The organism is Microbispora sp. H10670 (assembly GCF_014161385.1).
Taxonomy (GTDB): domain Bacteria; phylum Actinomycetota; class Actinomycetes; order Streptosporangiales; family Streptosporangiaceae; genus Microbispora; species Microbispora triticiradicis.
The window spans coordinates 273,084-296,430 of the sequence record NZ_JABBWW010000003.1; the positions used below are offsets into that span (position 1 = coordinate 273,084).

General features: G+C 73.4%; 18 protein-coding genes. 14 read left to right on the forward strand and 4 right to left on the reverse strand.

What is annotated here, in order from left to right:
* Positions 1 to 82: 82 nt before the first annotated feature.
* Positions 83 to 775 (reverse strand): DUF427 domain-containing protein, encoded by a 693-nt coding sequence (locus tag HHX33_RS06945; RefSeq protein ID WP_310741249.1) that lies wholly within the window; start codon positions 773 to 775, stop codon positions 83 to 85.
* Positions 776 to 963: 188 nt separating this feature from the next.
* On the opposite strand from HHX33_RS06945, the gene cysS reads away from it, so the two are divergent.
* Entirely contained in the window at positions 964 to 2,331 is a 1,368-nt protein-coding gene (cysS, locus tag HHX33_RS06950; RefSeq protein ID WP_182873862.1) for a cysteine--tRNA ligase, read from the forward strand.
* 310 nt (positions 2,332 to 2,641) lie between these two features.
* Here cysS and HHX33_RS06955 read toward each other — a convergent pair whose 3' ends face one another.
* Complete coding sequence (locus tag HHX33_RS06955) at positions 2,642 to 3,769, reverse strand: glycosyltransferase family 4 protein (RefSeq protein WP_182873863.1); 1,128 nt, start codon at positions 3,767 to 3,769, stop codon at positions 2,642 to 2,644.
* 144 nt (positions 3,770 to 3,913) lie between these two features.
* On the opposite strand from HHX33_RS06955, the gene HHX33_RS06960 reads away from it, so the two are divergent.
* The 5 genes from HHX33_RS06960 to HHX33_RS06980 all read left to right on the forward strand — a co-directional run bounded on the left by HHX33_RS06960 (position 3,914) and on the right by HHX33_RS06980 (position 11,132).
* On the forward strand, positions 3,914 to 4,711 hold the full coding sequence (locus tag HHX33_RS06960; protein ID WP_182873864.1) for a PIG-L deacetylase family protein: 798 nt from the start codon (positions 3,914 to 3,916) through the stop codon (positions 4,709 to 4,711).
* An 89-nt stretch (positions 4,712 to 4,800) separates the two neighbouring features.
* Positions 4,801 to 5,907, forward strand: coding sequence for a lysylphosphatidylglycerol synthase domain-containing protein (locus tag HHX33_RS06965; protein WP_182873865.1), 1,107 nt, complete (start codon positions 4,801 to 4,803; stop codon positions 5,905 to 5,907).
* A 228-nt stretch (positions 5,908 to 6,135) separates the two neighbouring features.
* The gene (locus HHX33_RS06970; RefSeq protein ID WP_182873866.1) at positions 6,136 to 9,480 is read left to right on the forward strand and encodes a BTAD domain-containing putative transcriptional regulator; all 3,345 of its coding nucleotides are present in this window, start codon (positions 6,136 to 6,138) and stop codon (positions 9,478 to 9,480) included.
* A gap of 241 nt (positions 9,481 to 9,721) precedes the next feature.
* Entirely contained in the window at positions 9,722 to 10,246 is a 525-nt protein-coding gene (locus HHX33_RS06975) for a DedA family protein (protein ID WP_138462113.1), read from the forward strand.
* The gene (locus HHX33_RS06980; RefSeq protein WP_182873867.1) at positions 10,239 to 11,132 is read left to right on the forward strand and encodes a D-alanyl-D-alanine carboxypeptidase family protein; all 894 of its coding nucleotides are present in this window, start codon (positions 10,239 to 10,241) and stop codon (positions 11,130 to 11,132) included. Before HHX33_RS06975 ends, HHX33_RS06980 begins: the two co-directional genes overlap by 8 nt.
* 1 nt (position 11,133) lies before the next feature.
* On the opposite strand, the gene HHX33_RS06985 is transcribed toward HHX33_RS06980, so the two are convergent.
* Positions 11,134 to 11,949: an RNA methyltransferase gene (locus HHX33_RS06985; protein ID WP_310741250.1), complete on the reverse strand. Its 816-nt coding sequence runs from the start codon at positions 11,947 to 11,949 to the stop codon at positions 11,134 to 11,136.
* Positions 11,950 to 12,075: 126 nt separating this feature from the next.
* Between HHX33_RS06985 and HHX33_RS06990 the strand changes: the two genes are divergently transcribed.
* From HHX33_RS06990 to HHX33_RS07000, 3 genes are all read left to right on the forward strand, one after another.
* Positions 12,076 to 13,872 (forward strand): substrate-binding domain-containing protein, encoded by a 1,797-nt coding sequence (locus HHX33_RS06990; protein ID WP_138462116.1) that lies wholly within the window; start codon positions 12,076 to 12,078, stop codon positions 13,870 to 13,872.
* Positions 13,873 to 14,039: 167 nt separating this feature from the next.
* Complete coding sequence (locus HHX33_RS06995; RefSeq protein ID WP_182873869.1) at positions 14,040 to 15,689, forward strand: RNA polymerase sigma factor; 1,650 nt, start codon at positions 14,040 to 14,042, stop codon at positions 15,687 to 15,689.
* A 157-nt stretch (positions 15,690 to 15,846) separates the two neighbouring features.
* The gene (locus tag HHX33_RS07000; protein ID WP_182873870.1) at positions 15,847 to 16,386 is read left to right on the forward strand and encodes a hypothetical protein; all 540 of its coding nucleotides are present in this window, start codon (positions 15,847 to 15,849) and stop codon (positions 16,384 to 16,386) included.
* On the opposite strand, the gene HHX33_RS07005 is transcribed toward HHX33_RS07000, so the two are convergent.
* Complete coding sequence (locus HHX33_RS07005; RefSeq protein WP_310741251.1) at positions 16,364 to 17,764, reverse strand: PLP-dependent aminotransferase family protein; 1,401 nt, start codon at positions 17,762 to 17,764, stop codon at positions 16,364 to 16,366. The two genes, HHX33_RS07000 and HHX33_RS07005, sit on opposite strands and share 23 nt — an antisense overlap.
* A 99-nt stretch (positions 17,765 to 17,863) precedes the next feature.
* Between HHX33_RS07005 and HHX33_RS07010 the strand changes: the two genes are divergently transcribed.
* The 5 genes from HHX33_RS07010 (at position 17,864) to orn (ending at position 23,307) form a co-directional block, all read left to right on the forward strand.
* Positions 17,864 to 18,505: a pyridoxamine 5'-phosphate oxidase family protein gene (locus HHX33_RS07010; RefSeq protein WP_182873872.1), complete on the forward strand. Its 642-nt coding sequence runs from the start codon at positions 17,864 to 17,866 to the stop codon at positions 18,503 to 18,505.
* A gap of 101 nt (positions 18,506 to 18,606) precedes the next feature.
* On the forward strand, positions 18,607 to 20,112 hold the full coding sequence (locus HHX33_RS07015) for a serine/threonine-protein kinase (RefSeq protein ID WP_182873873.1): 1,506 nt from the start codon (positions 18,607 to 18,609) through the stop codon (positions 20,110 to 20,112).
* Positions 20,109 to 21,491, forward strand: coding sequence for a hypothetical protein (locus tag HHX33_RS07020; RefSeq protein WP_182873874.1), 1,383 nt, complete (start codon positions 20,109 to 20,111; stop codon positions 21,489 to 21,491). The genes HHX33_RS07015 and HHX33_RS07020 overlap by 4 nt, the downstream gene beginning before the upstream one ends.
* Positions 21,492 to 21,510: 19 nt before the next feature.
* A complete protein-coding gene (locus HHX33_RS34930; protein ID WP_220501563.1) occupies positions 21,511 to 22,689 on the forward strand; it encodes a DUF2510 domain-containing protein in 1,179 nt (392 codons plus the stop codon).
* Positions 22,690 to 22,710: 21 nt separating this feature from the next.
* Entirely contained in the window at positions 22,711 to 23,307 is a 597-nt protein-coding gene (gene orn, locus HHX33_RS07030) for an oligoribonuclease (protein ID WP_111698004.1), read from the forward strand.
* Positions 23,308 to 23,347: the final 40 nt, after the last annotated feature.

Sequence of the window (23,347 nt, forward strand, 5' to 3'; positions counted from 1 at the left end):
GGGCCGGCCCCCGGCGCAGCGGTCCCCCGCCCGCGCGACGGTCCCGTCCGGCCGGACCAGCACCCCCGCCCGCCGTGCTGGGTCAGGCGAACTTGGTCTTCGGGCGGGGCTGGAGAACGCCGTCGATGTAGACGTCCACCTTCTCGTCGTAGAAGGCGACCAGTCCGGCGATCTTCTGGGACTCCGGGAGCGGGGTGGGATAGGACCAGACGAGGTCCCTGCCCCGCTCGTCCTCGCCGACCGACCAGTACTCCGCCCGCCCCTTGTACGGGCAGCGCGTCACGGTCTCCGACGGCCGCAGCAGGTCCAGCCGCACGTCGGTCTTGGGCAGGTAGTACCGCGGGGGCAGGCCGGTCTCGAACAGGATGCGGGGACTGCGCGAGTCGGCGACGGTGACGCCTCCCACCTCCACCCGGACGTGGCGCGAAGCGGCCAGGACGTCCACCCGGGTGTAGGGGTCGCGGGCGTGGACGAAGACCTCCTCGTCCTCCTCGAACCAGTTGTCCATCGCGTCCCAGTCGAAGCGGACGTGCCCGCGGATCTCCGGCAGCGGCGCGTCGTCGCCGTGGACGACGGCGGCGCCCGGCCTGCCGGCCACGTCGTGGACCGGCGCGTCGCCCCTGCTCGGCGAGTGCCGCGTCTCGCCGGTGGCCTTGAGCGCGTCCATGCGGACGTCCTCCACCGGGAAGTAGTACGTCGGGTAGTAGGGAACCTCCCAGACCATCAGGGCGCGGGTGGTGTCGGCCACCGGCAGGCCCTCGACATAGACGCGCACGCGCTTGGCCGTCGGCTCCACCCGGACACGGCCCCGTTTCGTCGGCTCCATGGCAGCGGCAACGAGCGGGCGAGACGTCCTTATTCCCCCACCCTCACCCGCCCTCACAATCGACATTTCCCGGTGTGCGAACCCGGGTCGGCCCGCACTATCGACAGCGAGCGGATAAGTCGCTTACCCTCGGCTAGGTGGGTCTTCGCCTTTACGATACGCATCGCCGCGCCGTCCGCGATTTCGTCCCCCGAATTCCCGGAAAGGTGTCGATTTATCTCTGCGGCCCCACCGTCGTCGTTCCGCCGCATGTGGGACAGCTCAGGTCGCAGGTGAACTTCGATATTCTGCACCGCTGGCTGAAAAGCAGCGGATACGAGGTCCTGCTCTGCCGTAACGTCACCGACATCGAGGACAAGATAATCGGCAGGTCGCTTTCCGAGGGAATTCCCTGGTGGCGGATCACCGATCCCGTGCACCGCGCCTTCGTCCGCGCCTACGCCGCACTGGGCTGCCTTCCTCCCAGCGTGGAGCCACGGGCGACCGGGCACATCCCCGAGATGGTCGAGATGATCGAGGAACTCGTGGCGGCCGGGCACGCCTACGAGGCCGACGGCAACGTCTATTTCTCGGTCGACTCCTATCCACATTACGGGTCCCTTTCGCGGCAGCAGGCCCGGCATCTCCGGGCGGCCGAGGAACACGAACGCGGAAAACGCGACCCGCGTGATTTCGCGTTGTGGAAGAGTGCCAAGCCCGGCGAGCCGGTGTGGCACTCACCCTGGGGCGAGGGGCGCCCGGGGTGGCATCTGGAATGTTCCGCGATGGCCCGCCGATATCTCGGCACGGAATTCGACATCCACGGCGGCGGAGCCAATCTCATATTCCCGCACCACGAGAACGAGATGGCCCAGTCACGGGCCGCCGGAGACGCCTTCGCGCGATTCTGGCTGCATAACGGACCGGTCACCCAGGGCGGCGAGAAAGTGCGTAAACGCCTGCGCAACCCGCTGGCCCTCCCGGCCCTGCTCGACCGCGTACGGCCGGCCGAACTCCGCTATTACCTGGCGGCCGCCCATTACCGGTCTCCGGTGGAATTCAGCCTCGACGCCCTGGACGAGGCGGCCGCGGCCTACCGGCGCGTCGAGAGGTTCGTGATGCGGGTGGGCTCCGACGCCGCCGCTCCCCTTCCCTCCTCCCTTCCCGCGCAGTTCAGCGCGGCGATGGACAGCGACCTGAACGTGCCGCAGGCCCTGGCCGCCGTCCACGCGGCGGTGGCCGACGGCAACGCCGCACTGGCAGCCGGAGACCGCGAGAGGGCGGCGCGGGAATGCCGCTCGGCCCGGGCCATGCTGAATGTCCTCGGCCTGGACCCGCTCAGCGGGAACTGGCACCGGGAAACACATCTGCAGGAAGTCGCGGCGGCGGTGCTGCGGGTGGTTCGCGATCTCGCCTCCGCCAGCTCCCGGCAGGGTGATCACGATCGCGCGCGGGCCATGGAACAGCACATCGAGACGGCGCTCGCTAATCGCCGCCAAATCGAGCACCCCGTCCTTATCAGATAGATCACGAGCCGCCCGCCGGTGAGTGAGCGTTCACATCCCCGGCCCCGGCCCGCGCCAGGCCCTCCGCGGCGGCGGGAGACGCCGGGGTGACCGGACGGCGGATGTTACAAGAACAAGAACTGACGCACGGAGGGTAATCCTGGCCAAATCATGGGAATCATGACGGCACCAGCCGAGCGGACACCGCCGAAAGGAGGGCCGGATGAAGAAGGTGCAGATCGTGCAGCGACCGCGGCCGCCGAGAACGCCAGCCCCGGTCGACCTGCGCACCCCCTCGGGAAGGGTCCTCCCGTTCTGAACGCGGCTTCGGTCAGCCCCTGGCCAGCTCGTAGCAGCGGGCGAAGCCCTCCAGCACCGCGGGCCAGGAACACCTGACCGGCTCGGTCTCCCGGTTGTGCTCGGCGATCGACTGCCGCAGGGCGGAGTCGCGGGTCAGCCGGACGACCGAGGCCACCAGGTCGTCGAAGGTACGGCCCAGCAGGCCCTCCTTGCCGGGACTGACGAAGTCGGCCACGCCGCTCTGCGCCCGTGCCACGACCGGCACCCCGGCCGCGCGGGCCTCCAGCGCGGCCAGCCCGAACGACTCGCGCGGGGCCGGGGCGACGAACACGTCGGCCACGGCCAGCAACGCCCTGATCTGCTCCCGTGTGTACCTGCCCGGCAGGGACACCCAGCCCATCCGCCGCTCCCGCAGATAACGCTCCATCCGCCCGCGGGCGGGGCCGTCCCCCACGATCGTCGCGCGCATCGCGATGTCCCCCGGCACCCGCGCGCGCGCCGCCTCCAGCAGCTTGAGCAGCCGCAGCGGCTGCTTGCGCGGCGCCAGTCTGCCCACCGCGACCACGTGCACGGCCCCGTCCGCCAAGCCGTCCACCGAGCAGTCGACGGGGCCGTCCACGGGCCCCTTCCCCGGCCCGGGCCGCCAGGAGGTCACGTCGAGCCCGTTCGAGACGACCTGCACCGGCACGCGCGGACCCGCCACGTCGCGGATGGGCCGGGCGGCGGCCTCGCTGACCGCGCTGACGACCAGCCCCCAGCGCCGCCAGCCGAAGGCGCCCTGCAGCGCCCGGTACATCCCCCGGGTGACCGGGTCCCACATGCTGTGCACGGTCGCGACCACCGGGAGCCCGGCCCGCACCGCCGCCCGCACCCCCATCCACGCGAACGGCGAGACGGCCCCGGTGTGGACGTGCGCGACGTCGTACCGCCCGCTCGCCATGATCCGGAGCAGGTGGGCGGTCCCGCGCGGGTGCACCGGCAGGTCGAACGGGAGGTTCGCGACCACCCGGTGCACGCCGGGCAGCGGCTCCCCCGGCGTCGCCGTCACCACCTCCACCTGGTGGCCCGCCTCACGCTGCGCCCTGACGAGATCCGCGACCTGCACCTCGATGCCTCCGAGCCGCGGCAGGTAGCAGTCGCTGACGTGGAGAATCCTCACCGGGTCAGCCTGACAGAGCGCGCGATGCCCATCAAACCGGCCGCTCCCCGGCAGGGGTGGCGTCGCGGGACGCGGACCACGTGGGATCATGGCACGAGGACGACACGTGGTGGAGCACACTATGACAACGTTCCGTGGGGCGCGATGAGCACAGCGGTGTTCTTCCACGCCCATCCCGACGACGAGGCGCTGCTGACGGCCGGAACCATGGCGATGCTGGCCGACGAGGGACACCGGGTGGTGCTCGTCGTCGCGACCGCCGGAGAGCGCGGCCTCGCCGAACTGCCCAGGGGCGAGGAACTGGGCAGGACCAGAATGGACGAGCTGTACCGCTCGGCCGCGGCCCTCGGCTGCGCCCGGGTCGTGCTGCTCGGCTACGGCGACTCCGGCCTGGCGATCGACGGCGGCGTGGCCGACGACCGGCCCGACAACGCGTTCATCGACGCCGACGTCGAGGACGCGGCGCAACGGCTGGCCTCGGTGCTCAAGGAGGAGGCGGCCGACCTGCTCACGATCTACGACCCGGCGGGGGGCTACGGCCACCCCGACCACGTGCAGGTCTACCGGGTCGGCAGCCGGGCCGCCGAGATCGCCGGCACGCCCATCGTGCTGGAGGCGACGGTCGACCGCGACCTGCTGCTCAGGGGCGTACGGCTGGCCGCCAGGTTCTACCCGGCGATCGACGTGCGGAGCTTCGAGCGGGCCTACTCCCCGCGCGATGCGATCACCCACCGGGTCAGCGTACGCAGGTACGCGAAGGCGAAGCGCGCGTCGATGGCGGCCCACGCCAGCCAGGCGACCGGCGGCGACGGCGACCGCACACTGGGCGCCATGCTCAGGATCCCCGGTCCCGCCTACCGCTTCGTCTTCGGCACCGAGTGGTTCGTCCGCCGGGGGCTGCCCAGAGGCACCCGCCTCAGGCATCCGTTCGACTCCCCCTAGGGGACGTGATCCTCCGTGAGGAGGAGCCGGGCGGTCTCGCGGCCCGGCAGACTGAAGGCGACCGGAGACCGGACTGGGGGCATTCGCGGGTGAACAGGAAGTGGCTGCAGATCGCGCTGTCCACGGTGTCGCTCGGGCTCGCCGTGGCCCTGGTGGTCTACCTGCCGCAGATCGTGCACACGCTGACCGGCGCGACCGTGAGCTGGCACGAGATCGGCCTGCGGTTCGGCGGCCTCGGCTGGCAGACCATCGCGCTGATGACCCTGCTCTGGCTGGCCAGCCTGTACGCGTACACGTACGTGATGACCTCCGCCCTGCCCGGCCTCACCCACCCGCAGGCGCTCACGCTCAACGCGGCCGGCAGCGCGGTCAGCAACCTGCTGCCGTTCGGCGGCGCGGCCGGGGTGGCCCTGACGTTCGGCATGACCCGCGGCTGGGGCTTCGCGAACCGGCCGATCGTCGTCTACACGCTGGTCACCGGCATCTGGAACTCGCTGTTCCGGTTCATCCTGCCCGCCGTGGGGATCGCCTGCCTGCTGATCGCGGGCAAGGCCACCAACCCCACCGTCGCCAAGGCGGGCTGGGCCGGCGCGGTCTCGATCCTCGCGCTGGTGGCCGTGGTGGCGGCCGCCCTCTACTGGGACCGCGCCGCCGCCCTGCTCGGCCGTGCGCTCGACCGGCTCGTACGGCTCGCGCCCCGGCGGTTCCGCCCGGCCGAGCACGCGGCGTCGGCGGCCATCGAGCGGCTGCGCAGGGACACGGCCGGGATCATCCACACCCGGTGGGCCGGGCTGTCGCTGGGGATGGTCGCGTTCCTGTCGCTGCAGTGCCTCATCATGGCCGCCTGCATGGTCGCCACCGACTCCTACCCGGGGCCGGCCGAGACCGTCGCCGTGTTCGCGCTGAGCCGCGTCCTCACCACCGCCCTCGTCACGCCCAGCGGGGCGGGGATCATGGAGGGCGGCGTCGCCACCCTGCTGATCGGGGCGTTCGGCCAGCCCGCGGGCGGGGCCACCGCCGCGGCCGTGCTGTTCGGCTTCTGGACGTACACGATCGAGATCCCGTGGGGCGGGCTCGCGCTCGGCGGCTGGGCGCTGCTGCGCAGGCGGGAGGCGCGGGCCGCAGGGCCGGACGCCGACCCTGACCCGGACCCGGACGCGGACCCGGCCGCCGTGCGGCACTCCCGCGCCCTCTGAGCCTCCTGCCGGTCTTCCCGCCAGTCCTCTGGCCAGTCCTGCCGCGAGACTCACCCCGATATCGCCCGTGATCACCCGGTTGATCGCCTAATATCGCAGGGCGAGAAGGTGAGGGCGCACGGCTTGGGGAAAGCCTTGTGCCCGCTTCGGGGCGCGCATACGGTGACGCCTGACAGACGCCTGCCACCCCGTCCGCCCTGGCACACGACAACAGCAGAGGAGCGCCCCATGACTCCCCCGACGAGCCCGGTGACGTTCCGGGTCCTCGGGCCGGTGGGGGCGCACGACGGCGCCGCCGAGCTCGACCTCGGCGGGTTGCGGCAGCGGGCGGTGCTGGCCCGCCTCCTCGCCGCGCGCGGCCAGGTGGTGCCGGTGGACACCCTGCTGTTCGACCTGTGGGACGACGACGCGGCCAAGGGCGCGCAGTCGGGCCTGCAGGTGTACATCTCCCGGCTGCGCCGGGTGCTGGAGCCGAACCGGCCGCGCGGCGGGCCGAACCGGCTGCTCGTGACTGTCGCGTCCGGCTACGCCCTGCGCGCCGCGCCCGAGCAGGTCGACGCGCTGCGCTTCGAGGCCACGGTCCGGTCGGCCGGAGAGCGGCTGGAGGAGAACCCGCAGTCCGCCCGGGCCCGGCTGGAGTCGGCGCTCGCGCTGTGGCAGGGCACGCCGTACTCGGACTTCGCCGACCAGTCGTGGGCCGAGGCGGAGGTGGCGCGGCTCAGCGAGCTGCGCCTGGTGGCCAGGGAACGGCACGCCGACGCCGGGCTGCGGATGGGCCTGCACGCCGAGACCGTGCCCGACCTGGAGGCGCTGACCACCGAGCACGCCCTGCGCGAGGAGGGCTGGCGGCTGCTCGCTCTCGGCCTGTACCGGTGCGGGCGCCAGGGCGACGCCCTGGCCGCCCTGCGCAGGGCCCGCACGATCCTGGACGACGAGCTGGGCATCGACCCCGGTCCCGCGCTGCGGAAGCTGGAGTCGGACATCCTCGCCCAGGATCCCGGGCTCGACCTCGTGCTGCCCGCGCCCCGCCGGCCCGTCGAGATCACCGCGACCTGGCCGCCCCGCCCGGTCGCGACGGGCGACGCGCCGCCGCTGGAGCCCGAGCCGTTCGTCGGGCGCGACGCCGAGCTGGCCGCGCTCGCCTCCGCAGTGCCCCGCGCGCAGGCGGGCCGGTTCACCGTCGCCGTGATCAGCGGCGACCCCGGCGCGGGCAAGACGACGCTCATACGGCGGCTGTTCGAGCGGCTGGAGCAGGAGGGCTGGATAGGGGCGACCGGCGGCTGCCCCGACAGCACGGCGACCCCGCCGGGCTGGGCCTGGGTGGAGGTGCTGCGCGCCCTCATCTCCCGCAGGGGCGCGGGCGAGTACGCCGCGCTGCTCGCGCCGCTGCTGGACGACGCCGCCCCGGACACGGGCGACGACGAGACGTCGGGGGGCTTCCGGCTGCACCGGGCGGTCGGCGGCTACCTGTCCGCGGTCGCCAGGGAGGCTCCGCTGCTGATCCTCCTGGAGGACCTGCACTGGGCCGACGACCAGACGCTCGCGCTGCTGCGCGCGCTGCCGAGCCTGCTCGCCGCCAGCCGGGTGCTGGTCGTGGTGACCTGCCGCGACGGCGAGCTGAACGACCAGCAGCAGGACGTGCTGGCCGCGCTCGCCCGGCTCGACCCGGTGCGGGTCGGCCTCGGCGGCCTGGACGACGCGGCGGTGGCGGAACTGGTCCGGGCGACCTGCGTGCGCGAGGTGGACGAGGAGGTCGTCAGCACGATCGTCGAGCGGGCCGGGGGCAACCCGTTCTTCGTGAAGGAGACGGCCCGCCTGTTCGAGGCCGAGGCGGACATCTCCGAGGTGCCCTCGGGCGTGCGCGACGTGTTGCGGCGGCGGATCGCCCGGCTCCCCGAACGGGCCCAGCAGGTGCTGCTCCAGGCCGCGGTGATCGGCCGCGACGTGGACGTGGACGTGCTCGTCGACGTCTCGGGCGACGAGGACGCGGTGGTGGACGCGGTCGAGGCGGCGCTGCTCGCCGGCCTCGTGACCGAGCCCGGCCCCGGGAAGCTCAGGTTCGACCACGACCTGGTCAGGGACACGTTCTACTCCGACGCCTCCAGGCTGCGCCGGTCGCGGCTGCACGCGGCGGTCGCCTCCGTCATCGAGCAGCGCAGCCCGAACGACGTCGCCGCGCTGGCCCACCACTACGACGCGGCGGGCACTGTGGAGACGGCCGCCAAGGCGGTGCGGTACGCCGGCCTCGCGGCCGAGCAGGCCGAGCGGAGGTTCGCCCACCGGGAGGCGGCCACCCTGTGGCAGCAGGCCATCGCCGCCTTCGACCGGGCGCACGCGGGCCGGGGACCCGTACGGAACCGGCTGGAGTTACAGCTGCGCATGATCAGGGCGCTGGCGCTGTGCGGCGACATGACCGCCGCCCGCGCGCACCGGGGAGAGGCGATGGCGGTCGCGCTGCCGTTCGGCGACCTGGAGCTGACCGCCCGCGTCGCGGCGGCCCTCGCGGTGCCGCACAAGGGCATCGCCCGCGACTTCACCCGCACGGCCTGGGAGATCGTCGACGTCACCGAGAAGGCCCTGGTCGAGTTGCCGGCGGGAGAGCAGTCGCTGCGGGCCAGCCTGCTCGCCACGCTCGCCCTCGAACTGGAGGGGTCGGCGACCGAGCGCGGCTACCAGGCGTCGCTGGAGGCCGAGGAGCTGGCCAGGTCGAGCGGCGACCCCGCGCTGCTCGCGATGGCGCTGAGCGGCCGGCTGCGGCAGTCGTACACGCTGACGCAGGTCGACGAGCGGGAGACGATCGGCCGCGAACTGCTGCGGGTCGGCGCGGAGTCGGGTCAGATCGCCGTGCAGACGCTGGCGCACCTCGTGCTGCTGGAGTGCGCGGCGGCGCGGGGCGCCTTCGCCGAGGCCGACGAGCACCTCGCCCAGGCCGAGCGGCTCGGACGGCGTTACGACCTGCCCGCCCCCGCCGCCGTCGGCGCGTGGTACGCCGGGCAGCGGCTGATGATCACCGGCGACTACGCGGGGGCCGAGCGCGCCTACCGCAACGCGGCCCGGCTGACCGCGCGGGCGGGCATGCTCGAAGGCCGCCAGGACCTGCCGCTGATCGCCACGTTCTGCCTGCACCTGGTGGACGGGCGGGCCGCGGAGATGGTCGATCCGCTGAGCGAGGCCCACCAGCGCGGCGCCAAGTGGACGCTCGACGCCTACGCCGTGGCGCTCGCCGCCGCGGGCCACGACCGGGACGCCCGGGTGGTGGCCGCGAGCCGGGAGCCGGTCCGCACCGACTTCCTCTACGAGCTGACGCTCATCTGGCGCGCGCTCGCGGGGATGCTGCTCGACGACGAGGGCCGGATGCGGGAGGCGTACGAGAAGCTAGCGCCCTTCCACGACCGCATCGCCGGGGCGGGCACGGGGGTGGTCGCCCTCTGGCCGGTGGCCAAGACCCTCGGGGATCTCGCCGTACGGCTCGGCCTGCCGTCCCGTGAGCACTACGAGAAGGCGCTGGCCGTGGCCGAGCGGGTGGGTGTGCCGCGCTGGGTCGCCGAGGCCGGCGCGGCGCTCGGCGGATGAGCCCCGGCCCGCGCCGGAGCTGTGGAGGCGAGTTCGCGAAGGCCCCTGTCGGTGGTGGGCGCGTTCCCCGGCCGCGTCACACCGCACAACTTCGCGAACCCGTCGCCTCGTTGTTTTCGTCACTCTCAGGTGTACGGAGGGTGGATTGACCGTGAGTTGCCATCTGCTTGCAGACATGGCGTTCGGTGACGCTAAGGTGAGGCTTGCCTGATGACTCCCCCCGGACCGGTGGTGAGAGCACGTGCGAATCCCTGACCCCACGGCGGCCTCGGTGTTCGGCCTGCCCCTGTGGCTGGTCGTCGCGGTCGGCGCGGTCGCCCTGTTCGGCGCGTTCCAGGCGTACTACTGGATCGGCCGCCGGCTCGGCGACGCCCTCTACCGCTCCCGGGTGGGCCGCAGGATCGGCCGGGAGCGCATCGAGCGCGTGGAGGGCGTGGTGCGCCGGTGGGGCGCGCTCGCCGTGTACGGCTGCTTCTGGGTGCCCGGTCTCCGGCACACCCTGCCGTGGGTGGCCGGCGCGCTGCGGGTGGACTACCGCTGGTATCTGGTGGCGAGCGCCCTCGGCTGCCTGACCTGGGTGCCGGTGACCTCCTTCGGTCTCTACTCGCTCCTGTGGGCCTGGCTGTCGCTCGCGGCCCGGTCCCCGGCGCTGGCCGCCGCGGCCGTGCTCGCCGCGGCCGTCGTGGTCGCGCTGCTCCTGCGCCGCCGCAGGAACCGGCCCGGCGCCCCCGCCCCCGAAGCCGTGCGATCATGTCGGGATGCGTAACGGGGTACTCATCGCGCTGACCGCCGCCGCCCTCGTCACGGCAGGGGCCGTCGCGGCGCCCGCGGACGCCCGCCCGGTGTCCGCGGCGCACTCTGGGACAGCACACGCGGCACGGTCCTCAGCACGGTCCGCGGCGCCGTCGGTGACGGCCAGCGAGGCCTATCTGGTCGACGTCACGACGGGAACGATCCAGTTCGCCAAGCGGGAGACGCGGCGGGTGCCGGTCGCGAGCCTCACCAAGGTCATGACCGCGTACGTCGTCCGCCGCCGGGCCCGGCTGGACGACGTGGTGACGATCACCAAGGCCGACGTGAAGCACGCACTGGCCGGCGGCGCCTCGGCGGCGGGGCTGCGGGCGGGCGAGCGGCTCACCGTGCGCGACCTGCTCTACGCGCTCATGCTGCCCTCCGGCGCGGACGCCGCGCACGCCCTGGCCGAGCGGTACGGCCCCGGGACGGCGAAGTTCGTGGCGCAGATGAACGACACGGCGAAGCGCCTCGGGCTGCGCGACACCCGTTACGCCAACCCCGACGGGCTGCCTTCCAAGGGCTACTCCACCGCCCGCGACCAGGCGACGCTGGCCGTGGCCGCGCTGGGGGACCCGGTGATCGCGACCGTCGCCCGGAGCCCCAAGCGCGCGGTGACGAAGTCGCGCCTCCACCGGGCGCACGTGTGGCGCAACACCAACGACCTGCTGAAGGACGGCGCGGTGGGGCTGAAGACCGGCTACACCCGCCAGGCCGGATACTGCCTGTCGTTCGCCGTCACCCGCGACGATCGCACGTACGTCGGGGTGCTGCTGGGCGAGCGCAGCGAACGGGCGCGCTACACCACCGCGCGCAGGCTCCTCGACTGGATCGACGAGGAGGGGCTCGCGCTCCCCTGACTCAGCGCCTGAGCAGGCCGTGGCAGGCGACGGCCGCGGCGGCGACCACGTTGAGCGAGTCGACGCCGAGGTCCATCGCCCGGGGGCTCATCGGGATGCAGACGGGCTGGTCGGCCTCGTGCAGCCAGCGGGACGACAGCCCGTCGCCCTCGGACCCGAGCATGAGGGCGACCCGGCCGGACAGCGGGGCCTCGTCCAGCGGCACGGCCGACTGGTCCGGCGTGAGCGCCAGCAGGCGAAACCCGGCCGCCCTGACCTCCGCCAGCCCGCCGTGCCAGTCGGTCATCCGGGCGTACGGGATGGCGAACACCGCGCCCATCGACACCTTGACGGCCCTGCGGTAGAGGGGGTCGGCGCAGCGCGGCGACAGCACGATCGCGCCGACGCCGAGCGCCGCCGCGCAGCGGAAGATCGCCCCCACGTTGCCGTGGTCGACCAGGTCCTCCAGGACGAGGATCCGCTCCGCGCCCGACAGGAGGGCGCCGACGGAGGGCAGTTCGGTCCGTTCCATGGCGGCGAGCGCGCCACGGTGCACCGGGAAGCCGGTGACCCCCTCCATCACCTCGTCGGAGACCAGGTAGACGGTGGCTCCCCCAGTGGTCCCGTCGACGACGTCGGCGAGCGCGTCGAGCCACTTGGCCGTGGTGAGCACCGAGCGCACCGGATGGCCGGCCCCGATCGCGCGCCTGATCACCTTCTCGCCCTCGGCGACGAACAGCCCGCGCTCGCTCTCCACGCTCCTGCGCAGGTCGACGTCGCGCAACCGCACGTAATCCGCCAGACGGGCGTCGGCGGCGTCCTCGACCGGGATGACCACCGGCCCAGGGTACGCCGTTCGCGAACCATGCCGGACGGAACCATGCTCAGACGGAGAAACGGCCGTACCACCATGCATCGCCCTGCCAGTATCGTCCCCTAAGAAATTGTGGAGAAAGGGGGCACCGTGGGCGGACGGCACCGCACAGACGAGCTCGATGGCGGCTTCGAACCCCCGTACGAGCCCCCCTACGAGCCCCCGCCGCGGCGGCGGGCCGGGCGGGGCTCGGTGCTCGTCCCCCTGGCCGGGGCGGTCGCCCTGGCCGTGCTCCTCGGCGTCGCGGCGTACGTGGTGGTGAACAAGAGCCCGGGTTGCGCCGGCGAGAAGGTGTCGCTGTCCGTCGTGGCCTCACCCGACATCCAGCCGGCCATCAAGAAGATCGCCTCCAGGTTCGGCCAGGCGGGCAAATCCGTGGACGGCAGGTGCGTCGCCGTGACGGTCAAGGCCGCGCAGTCCGCCGACGTCGCCAACGGGCTGGCCGGCACCGGGCCCACCAGCGGCAAGCTCGACCCCGACCTGTGGATCCCCGACTCCAGCCTCTGGCTGACCGGCCTGAAGAGCGCGCCCAAGCCCGCGGCGAACGCCGCCAGCACCCCCGTCGTGCTGGCCGCTTCCAGGGCCGGCGCGGACAAGCTGCAGTCGGCCTTCAGCCCGAGCTGGACCGGCCTGATGAGCGCCGCGAACGCCGCCAACCCCGACGGCCTGGCGAAGAAGGTGCGCGTGCTCGCGCTCGACCCCACCCAGAACGCCGCGGGTCTCGGCGCGCTGCTGGCCGGGGCCGCCGTGCTCAACCAGGGAGGCGGGAGCGAGGAGACGCTCGTCGGCGTGCTGCGCAGGCTCTCGGAGTCGACCGTGCCGTCGCCCGACAGCCTGTTCGCCACGCTGACCAAGGCCGCGGCCCGCATTCCCGTCGGCGTGACCTCCGAGCAGGCCGTCTGGTCGTACAACACGACGACGACCCCCTCGAACCCGGCGGTCGCGCTCTATCCGGCCGAGGGCACGGTCAGCCTGGACTACCCGCTGATCGTCACGGCCCGGGACGCCGCGGCGCGCAAGGCCGCGCAGGCCTTCGCCGCCGAGGTCTCCTCGCCCAGCGGCAGGAAGACCGTCCAGGACTACGGTTTCCGCACGCCGGACGGCAAGGGCGGCAGCCTGCTCAAGCCGGACAACGGCGTCAGCGCCAAGAAACCGGCCACGATCCCGCTGCCGGACGCGGCGGCCGTCACCCGGCTCTCCCAGGCCTGGCACCAGATCAAGCTCGGCACCAAGCTGCTCGCGCTGATGGACATCTCCGGCACCATGGCGCTGCCCGCCGACAAGAGCGGCATCACCCGGATGCGCGCGATCACCGACATCAGCGTCGAGGGCCTGAAGCTGTTCCCCGACAAGGCCGAGATCGGCATCTGGGCGTTCTCCGACAACCTGCAGGGCAAGGGCGTCGACTGGAAGCCCGTCGTGCACATCGGGCCGCTGGCCCAGCAGATCAACGGTGTGACCCGCCGTGACGTGATCACGAAGGCGCTGCAGAGCGCGCAGGCCATCCCCACCGGGAACACCGGCCTGAACGACACGCTCTGGGCCGCCTACCAGAAGATGACCAAGGAGTACGAACCCGACAAGGTCAACACGATCCTGCTGTTCACCGACGGCGTCGGCAACGACGACCCGAACGGCGGCATCTCCAACACCGAGATCCTGCGGAAGCTGAAGGGCGCCTTCGATCCCAAGCGGCCGGTCAGCCTCCTGATCATCTCCTACAACACGCAGAAGGACGAGGACCGGACGCAGATGACCTCCATCGCCAAGGCCACGGGCGGCGCCGCGTTCTTCCCGCAGACGGTGCTGGAGATCCGCAACATCTTCCTCAAGGGCATCGCGCGCCGCCTCTGCGCGCCCGACTGCGGGGACGGCGGGCAGCGGTGACCTCCTGATTCACAAGGGCCGCATCAGTCCCTGTTTTCGCAGGTCATGCCGGTTGGGCATGATTTCGGGCACGGCCGCGCGGCCCGTAAACGGCGCCCGTCAGGGCGGCGTCCCACTCGTGTGGGGATCGGCGACATCCGGTTCCGTCACACGGGGAGGAATATCCGTTGCCCGAATGGCCCGGCGTCGGGCGAGCCGACGACCATCGACTGCTGGAGGCGCTGCGGCGCGGCGACGCCGAGGCGGCGGCCGCCCTGTACGACGCGTACGCCGACCGGCTGAGCGACTACGCCTACACCCTGCTTCGCGACCTGGAGGCCGCGGCGCGCGCCATGCACGACGCGCTGGTCGCCGCGTCCTGCTACGCGGATCGGCTGACCGAGCCCGCCCGGCTGCGGGCGTGGCTGTACGCGCTGACCCGGTCCGAGTGCGCCGCACCCGAGACCACGGGCGGCCACGCCGGACCGGTGATCGCTCTCGAAGAGTCCGCCGATCCCCCGCTCGCCGCGCTCGTGCAGGAGGTGCTGGGGGAACTCGGCGCCACCGAGCGCGAGGCGCTCATCCTCGCCGTACGGCACGGCCTGACGCCCGCCGAGGCCGGATCGGTCCTCGGGCTGTCCTCCCGGCAGGTGTCGGCGCGGCTCGGCCGGGCCCGGGACCACCTGGAGAACGGCGCGGCGGCCCTCGTTCTGGCCAGGGTCGCCCGGGCCCACTGCCCCGGCCTGTCGGCGCTGGTGGACAACGGCGTGGGCGCCGACTGGCGGGACGGGTCGCTGAGCGACCCGCTGCGCAAGCGGCTGAGCAGGCACGTCGCCGGCTGCGAGATCTGCCGGGAGGGCCGGGGCAGGCACGTGTCGGCCGAGCGGCTGCTGGACATGATCCCCATCGCGTATCCGCCGCTGTCCGCCCGCCGCCAGGTGATCGACTCGATCCTGCGCGCCGGCCCCCCGGCCGACGCCACCGCTCCCCTCGACCACCGCGGCTTCCCGGCCGCCGCGGCGCGGGGACGGACACAGGGGCGGGCCCGGCGCAGCGGTGGGCACGGGGGAGCGCGCAGACGGCCCCGGCCGCTCAAGGTGGCCCCGGTGCTGCTCGCCGCCGCCTGCGTCTTCGCCACCGCGGGCGGGCTCGCGCTGGTCTCCGGGGAGTCCCCCGCCGACCGCCTGGAGGCGGTGCGCGTGCCCCCCACCGCCTCCCCTGCCCCTTCCCCCGCGCCGGACCCCGCCCTGGACCCCGCGATGGATCCCGCGCTGGATCTGGACGAGGGCGACCCGCCGGCCGACGAGCAGGCCGACGACCAGACCGATGACCAGGACGGCGACCCCTCCGCCCCTCCGGACGACTCCCCCCACCCGGCCGCGACCGCCCCGCCCCACACCCTCCCACCGCCGGGGCGGTCGCGGCCGACATCCTCCCGTACGACCCGCGCGCCGAGGCCGTCGCTGACCGCCCTGTGCCCGGGCGACCTCGGCGGGGCCACCGGCGCGACGATCACCCTGGCCGCGCGCGGCTCGGTGATCGAGTGGACGGCCGCCGCGTCCGGCGGCGTCACCGTCTCCCCCCGGCAGGGCAGGCTGCGCGCGGGGGCGAGCGGCCGGATCACGCTCGCCGTCGCCGATCCGGCGGTCCCGGGCAGCGGTGTGGTGACCTTCCGGTCGGCCGCGGGCCGGCCGTCCTGCCGGATCTCCTGGGACGGACAGGAGGGGAACGGCGACGACGGTCCCGGCCCGACCACCCGGCCCAGTGACGACCCCGGTGACGGGTCCACCCCCAGCCCGAGCCCCGCCGACGATCCGGTGTCCTCTCCTTCCTCGTGAGGAGATCCGCACCGGGCGGTAACAATCAGGCGACCTGAGGTGTCGAGGAAAGTTTGAAAGGGGAAAAACGACGCGACCGAGGATTTGAGGGGGCATTGTGGCCCAAGCATGGCTGCCCGGCGCAAGCCGACTTCCCTCCCCCGGGGACTCCGGATCGATGCTCGGAGGAGCCCCGAGGACCGTCTGGTTCATCTGGCCCGCCGATCCCCACGGGGTTTCGGCCAGATCCGTCGCCCAGCGGCTGATCCAACTCCGCCGACCCTCCCACCTGGTGTGGAACCCGGTGACCGGGGAGATCGTCCAGTTGCTCCCGCCCACCCTGGCGGGCGGCGCGCTGGCGGCGGACCGGGGCAGGAACGGACGGGTCTGCGTGCAGATCCACGTCATCGGTTCGGCGAGGGAACCGTTCACCGACACCAAGCTCGACGGCCTGGACGACATCCTGGCCTGGCTCGACTCCTGGGGGGTGCCGCGCCGCTGGCCGGCCGGCCCCCCGCTGCCCTATCCCCACTCCCTGGCGGCGGAGCGCAGCAGGCGCCTGTGGGCGCGGGGCGGGCACTTCGGCCACTCCCAGGTGCCCGGCACCCGGGAGGGCGACCCGGGGTCGATCGACATCGCCCGCATCATCGGAGAGGACGCGCCCGGCCTGGAGGACGCCCTGCCCAGGGGCGGGCTCAGGCTTCTCCAGGAGGTATGAGCGCCCGGATCACCGCGCATCCGCGCCGCACCCCGGCGAGGGAGGCGGAGCCGTACCCCAGCACGAGGCCGTGCACCCGGGGCGGCCCGAGGTGGTGGCGTTCGGTCGTGTCCAGGAGCACGCCGTGTTCCCCGGCCCGCCGTACGAGGCCGGGGACGACGGCGGCGGGCAGCGCGACCATCACGTGGAGCCCGGCCGTGTCGCCACGCACGCACGGCCCGAGCGCCTCGACGATGGCGGCCCTCCGGCGGGCGTACTCCAGCCGCATCCTGCGCAGGTGCCGGTCGAGGTCGCCGCGTTCCAGCAGGGTCGTCACGGCCCGCTGGACCGGCCCCGACGTGCGGTCGGCAACGCGCGCCCGGCGCTCGGCGACCCTGCCGAGCAGGTCCGCCGGGGCGACCAGCCAGCCGAGGCCCACATCGGGGCCGAGCGACTTCGACAGCGTTCCGAGCAGCACCACCCGCGCGGGGTCGAGCCCGTAGAGCGCGGGCAGCGGCGCGACGTCGTAGCGGAACTCGGCGTCGTAGTCGTCCTCCACGACGATCGCGCCCGTCCTGCGGGCCCAGGCGAGCAGCCGCTCCCTGCGCGGGATCGGCAGCCTGCCGCCCACCGGGAACTGGTGCGCGGGCGTGGTGTAGAGCACCCGCAGGTCGTCGGGGAGCGCCTCGACGATCACGCCCTGCTCGTCCACCGGGCAGGGCACGACCTCCGCCCCCCGCGAGGCGAACACGCGCCGGGCCGCCCCCCAGCCCGGCTCCTCGACCCCGGCCCGGGTTCCCGGACCCAGCAGCGTCGCCGCGACCAGGTCGAGGCCGTTGCCGGTGCCCCGGGTCACCATGACGTTCCCCGCGTCCACCGGCACCGCCCGGGCCCTGCGCAGGTGCCCGGCCAGCAGTTCGCGCAGCTCCGGGTGGCCGTAGGGGTCGGGGAAGGCGTTCAGCGGCAGGTCGCCGGCGGATCGCCAGGCCCGCCGCCAGGCCGCCCGGTCGTACCCGAACACCCACGGCCGCCCCGGCCGCAGGTCCACCACGTCCCCGGGAGCGGTCGGCGCCGGGGCGTCCTCCCCCGTCCCGGCCGTGCCGGTGGCGGCGTGGTCCGGGACCGCGTACTCGTACGGCAGCGCGTCCTCGGCGACGTAGGTGCCCGATCCGTGCCGCCCCTCCAGCCACCCCTCCGCGTAGAGCTGCTGGTAGGCGTCGGTCACGACGGTCCTGCTGACCCCCAGCAGGACCGCGAGTCTCCGGGTGGACGGCAGCCGCTCCCCCGCCTTGAGCCCGCCCGTACGCATGGCCTCCCGCAACTGGGCGGCGACCTGGACGGCGAGCGACGCCGGAGCGGCGCGGTCCACCGTCAGCGGCACATCGATGGTCAGGCGCACAGCGTTCTCCGCAAAAGTGTTCTCCGCAAAAGTGGTCTCCCCGCGGCGGCCGGAAGTGGACATGTTCCACCAGTCCACCCTGGACATAACGTAACGGACATGCTCTCCACGACCCCTCGCACCACCCTGAACCGCTCGAAGGACCGGGCCCGCACCGACCGCGCCGACCTGTACGCCATCCTGGACGCCGGTCTCGTCTGTCACCTCGGCGTGCTGGCCGGCGGCTCCCCCATGGTGATCCCCACCGGCTACGGGCGGATCGGCGACACCCTCTACCTGCACGGCTCCACCGGGGCCGCCTCGCTGCGGGCCGGCTCCGGCGCTCAGGTCTGCGTCACCGTGACCCACCTCGACGGCGTCGTGCTGGCCCGTTCCGCGTTCCACCACTCGGTGAACTACCGCTGCGCCATGGTCTACGGCACGGCCCGGCTCGTGGACGACCCCGAGGAGCGGCTCGCCGGGCTGCGGGCGATCACCGAGCAGCTCGCGCCCGGTCAGTGGGACGTCGTACGCCCGCCCGACCGCAAGGAGATGGCCGCGACGGCCGTGCTCGCGCTGCCGCTTGAGGAGGCGTCGGTGAAGGTGCGGCAGGGACCGCCGAAGGACGACGAGGAGGACCACGACCTGCCCGTCTGGGCGGGCGTGCTGCCGCTCGCCGTGTCCTGGGGCGTCCCCGAGCCCGACCCGCGCCTCACCCCCGGCATCCCGGTTCCGCCACATGTCGGCGACCGCCGGTACTGACACCAAACCTAACTGAATCATGACTTTTCATCGCAATGGCGGGGTCGTCACTAAGCTACGGTCTCGGATTCGGCGGGGGCCCAGGCGATGAGGAGACCGTTATGTACGGCCAGACGGACGCCTGGCGCGTCCCCGGCTATACCGAGATCAAGGAACTCGGCGTGGGGGGCGGCGGGCGGGTGGTGCTCGCCCGGCACGACGCCGACGACGTCCCTGTGGCGATCAAGTACCTGTCCGATCAGTTGATGACGGACCTCCACTTCGTGGCCCGGTTCCGGCACGAGGCCCGGCTGCTCGCGGCGATGGATCCCAATCCGCACGCCGCCCGCTTCTACGAGTACGCCGAGACCTCCCGCGGCGCGGCCATCGTCATGGAGCTGGTCGACGGCGTCTCACTGCGCGCGATGCTGCGATCGGAGGGGCCCACCGGCCCCGAGGCCGCGCTCACCGTGCTGAAGGGCTCGCTGCTCGGCCTGGCCTCGGCGCACGAGATCGGGGTCGTTCACCGGGACTACAAGCCGGAGAACGTCATGGTCGAGGCCGACGGCAACAGCAAGCTCGTCGACTTCGGCATCGCCGTCCAGGCCGGCGAGGGCGTGAACGCCTCCGGCACCCCGCCGTACATGGCGCCGGAGCAGTGGTCCGGCGGCAGGGCCGGCCCGGCCGGCGACGTCTACGCGGCCACCGTCGTGTTCTTCGAGTGCCTCACCGGCAGCCGGCCGTTCCGCGCCCAGAACATCGCCGCGCTGGCCCGCCAGCACCAGACCATGCCTCCGCCGGTCGACGAGGTGCCGCCGCCGCTGCGCGGGCTCGTGGAGCGCGGCATGGCCAAGCGGCCCGAGGACCGGTACGCCTCCGCCGAGGAGTTCCTGCGGGAACTGGAGATTGTCGCCGCCGGCGCGTACGGCCCGGCCTGGGAGGAGCGGGGACGGCGGCGGCTCGCGGCGCTCGCCGGGCTGCTGGTGCCGTTCTTCCCCCTCAAGAAGGACGTTCCCGAGGCCGGCACGACGCTGGCCGAGACCCGGCTGGGCGGCCTGCTGGGCCAGGCCCGGATGAAGATCGGCCTGACCCTGGCCGGAATGGTCGTGATCGCGGCCGGAACCGTGGCGCTCGTGCAGACGGTCAGCGGGACCACCCTGCAGGCGGGCACGACGATCGCGACGCCGAGCCCCCTCGGGATCGATCCCTCGACGACCGGCGACACTCCAACGGAGGAGCCGGAGGACTCCGAGCCCTCCCCCGCCTCCACCAGCCCGAAGCCGGTCGCCTCACCGACGCCGGTCGTCCGGCCCACCGCGACCGGCCGGCCGAACGTGAACCCGACCCTCCGGCCGACGCGCAGGCCGACCGTGAAACCGACGGTCAAGCCCACCGTGCGGCCGACGCCGCGGCCCACGGCCCGGCCCACGACGCGGCCGAAGCCCTCGGCGAAGCCCACCTCGCAGCCCGACCCCACGGTCACCGCGTCGATCCCCGGCGACCCGCCGACCACGCGGCCCTCCCCCAGGCCGAGCGCCACCCGGACCTCGACGCCGCCCACGACGCGGCCCACCCCGACCGTGAGCGGGACCGGCAGCAGCTCACCGCCGGAGGAGGTGCCCCGGTGACGGTCGCGGGGCACCGGCTCACCGGCCGCACCCGGATCAGCGAGGCCGGCGTCTGGACGGACGCGGTCTCCCCCGGCGGCAGGCCGTCCGGCGTGCTGCGGTTCGACCCCGCGGCGGCGGCCCGGGCGAGGGAACGGCTGGTCGCGACGGTCGCCGACGACCTGCGCCTCCAGCGCGGCGGGGCCGCCGGGCTGCTGCCCGTCGTCGACCTGGTGGCCGCGCGCGACGAGGTGTGGCTGATCACCGGCAGGGCGATGCCGTCCCTCGACGAGCTGCTGGGGAGCGCCGGCGGGCATCTCGACGCGGGCAGCGTGGCCGCCGTCCTCCTGGAGACGGCGCAGACGCTCGCCTCCGTACACGCCGCCGGGCTGACGCACGGCGCGTTCGGCGCCGGAACCGTCGTCGTCTCCGAGGACGGCGCGGCGCTGCTCGCCGAGCGCGGCCTGGTGGCGGCGCTCCGCGGCGAGCACGTGCCGCCGGAACACGACGTCGCGGCCTGGGTGACGCTCGCCCGGCGACTCGCCGCCGGACAGACGGCCGGGCCCGAGGCGGATCTCCTGCGCCGGGCGATCGGCGCCGCCATCGCCCACGGGCTGGCCGCCGCCCGTGACACCCTGCTCTCCGGGCGCGAAGGGCTGCCGCCCGGGTTCATGACACGAGACCGGCTCGCCCGGGCCGCGCGCGACTTCTTCGGGTCCGTTCCCGGTTCTGTGCCTGGTTCTGGGCCCGGCTCTGGGCCCGGCTCTGTGCCCGCCGCGGGTGAGGCGGTGACCCTGCTCGACCTGCCTTCCGCCTTACCCTCCGCCGTGTCCTCCGGCGCGTCCTCCGGCATGGACGACGACGTGCTGATGCGGTTCGGGCCCGGCGTGCCGACCGAGACCCCGGCCGAGACCACGGCGGCGCAGATCTGGCGGTCGGGCCGGACCTCCGCCGTCGCCCGGGCGCGCCCGGCCGCCGCCCCGCCCCGGCGCCGCCGGCGTACGACGGCCTGGGCGGGCACGGCGCTGCTGGCGATCCTGATCGCGGCGGTGATCCTGTGGCTTCGGCAGACACCCGCCGTGGAGGCCGCGGTGAGCGGCGTCGACGTCAAGGTGGCCAAGAAGACGGTGCGCTGCGACGGCACGGCCGACTTCGCCGGGGTGGTCACGACCAACGGCGGGGCCGGGACGATCCGCTACCTCTGGATCCGCAGCGACGACCGCAAACGGCAGGAGCAGGAGCAGCGGGTATCCTCCGGGGACACGTCGGTACATCTCCCCCTGCACTGGAAGGTGACCGGCCCCGGATCGTTCAAGGGATCGGCGACGCTCCGTGTCCTTTCCCCCACGACGACCGGGAAATCGATTCAGGACACGGCAAGTTTTACCTACAAATGCTGACTTCATTAGTGTGGCGCGCATGACGACGACCCCTGCCGGCTGGTATCCGGACCCGTACGGCTCCCCCCTCCTGCGATGGTGGGACGGCAATCAGTGGACCGACGCCACCCACGCCCCCGGACAGCCGGGGCAGGAGGCCGCGGCCGCACCCGATCAGACGGCACCGCCCCAGACGGCGCCGGCCCACACTGCGCCGGCCCACACTGTGCCGAGCCAGGCTGTGCCGAGCCAGGCCGCACCGGCCCAGCAGTGGACCCAGCCCTCGGGCGGTCCCGGAGGTTACGGTCCCGGAGGTCCCGGCCCCGGGGGCCCTGGAGGCTATGGCCCCGGGGGTTACGGGCCGCCGTGGGGCTTTCAGGGTCAGCAGGGCCATCCCGGCCAGCAGGGCGCGCCGACGGCCCAGCTTCCCGCGCCCCAGTTCGGCACGCAGCAGCGGAGCACGGCGGTGTGGCCGTGGATCGTCGGGGGCATCGCGGCGGTGGTCGTGCTGGCGCTCCTCATCGGGGGCGCGTTCGTCCTCCTGCGCGACCGCGCCGGAACGGTGACCGCCCGCCCCGAGCCGGCGACGACGGCCCCGCCGCGGCTGGACCAGACCGTGCCGCCCCAGCCGAGCCCGGAGCAGTCCCGGCCGCTGCCCACGCTGCCGGAGCCGACCGGCGGCCGGATCAACGACTCGGTGTCCGGGCTGTCCTACGCCTTCCCGGGCGGCAAGTGGGTGGTGCCGAAGTCGCAGGAGATCAACAACCCGTCCAACGAGCAGTTCCCGCTGTGGACGAGCGGCTACCAGGCGATGTCCCAGCAGGACTACGACGGCAAGGGCAGCAGCTGGGTGGGCAGCGTCTTCGCCGCCGAACTGCCCCGGGTCATCCCCTACACCGGCCCCCAGGACTTCGAGCGGCTCTCCCAGACGATGCTCGTCGCGTACGAACCCGCCTTCTACGGCCTCCCGCACACGCGCAAGGTCCTGCGCAGCGAGGCCATGAAGGTGAGCGGCAAGCAGGGCTGGGTCATCGAGTTCGAGATGGACTTCTCCAAGGCGTCCACCGCCCAGAAGCTCGCCTGGAAGACGGAGCGGGGCGCGTTCGTCCTCGTGGACCGCGGCCAGGGGGTCCAACCGGCGATGTTGTACGTCTCGGTGCCCGACAACCTGGACCAGTCGGTCGTCAAGCGGGTGCTGAACTCGCTCCAAGCCCAGTGACGTCCCTATTACGCTTGAGGCATGACTGACCCGCTGGTTTGGATCGACTGTGAGATGACCGGGCTCGACCTGGGCCGTGACGCGCTGGTCGAGGTGGCCTGCATCGTCACCGACGGTGAGCTGAACCAGCTGGACGAGGGCGTGGACGTCGTCATCAAGCCGCCCGCCGAGACACTGGAACAGATGTCGGACGTCGTGCGGGAGATGCACACGGCCTCGGGACTGCTGCGGGCCCTCTCGACGGGGGTGACGCTGGCCGAGGCCGAGGCGGTCGTGCTCGGCTACATCCGGTCCCACATCCCCGAGGCCAAGCGGGCGCCGCTGTGCGGCAACTCCATCGCGACCGACCGCGCCTTCATCGCCCGGGACATGCCTCTGGTGGACGGCCACCTGCACTACCGGATGATCGACGTGTCGTCGATCAAGGAACTCGCCCGCCGCTGGTATCCCCGGGTCTACTTCGCCTCTCCCGAGAAGCAGGGCGGACACCGCGCGCTGGCCGACATCACGGAGAGCATCCGGGAGCTGCGCTACTACCGTGCCGCGGTCTTCGTCCCGCAGCCGGGTCCCGACTCGGCCACCGCCCGCGAGGTCGCCGAGGCCGTCTCCGGATCGTAGGCGGCGGACCTCCGGACCCTCCGGACCTCGGGAGGGACGT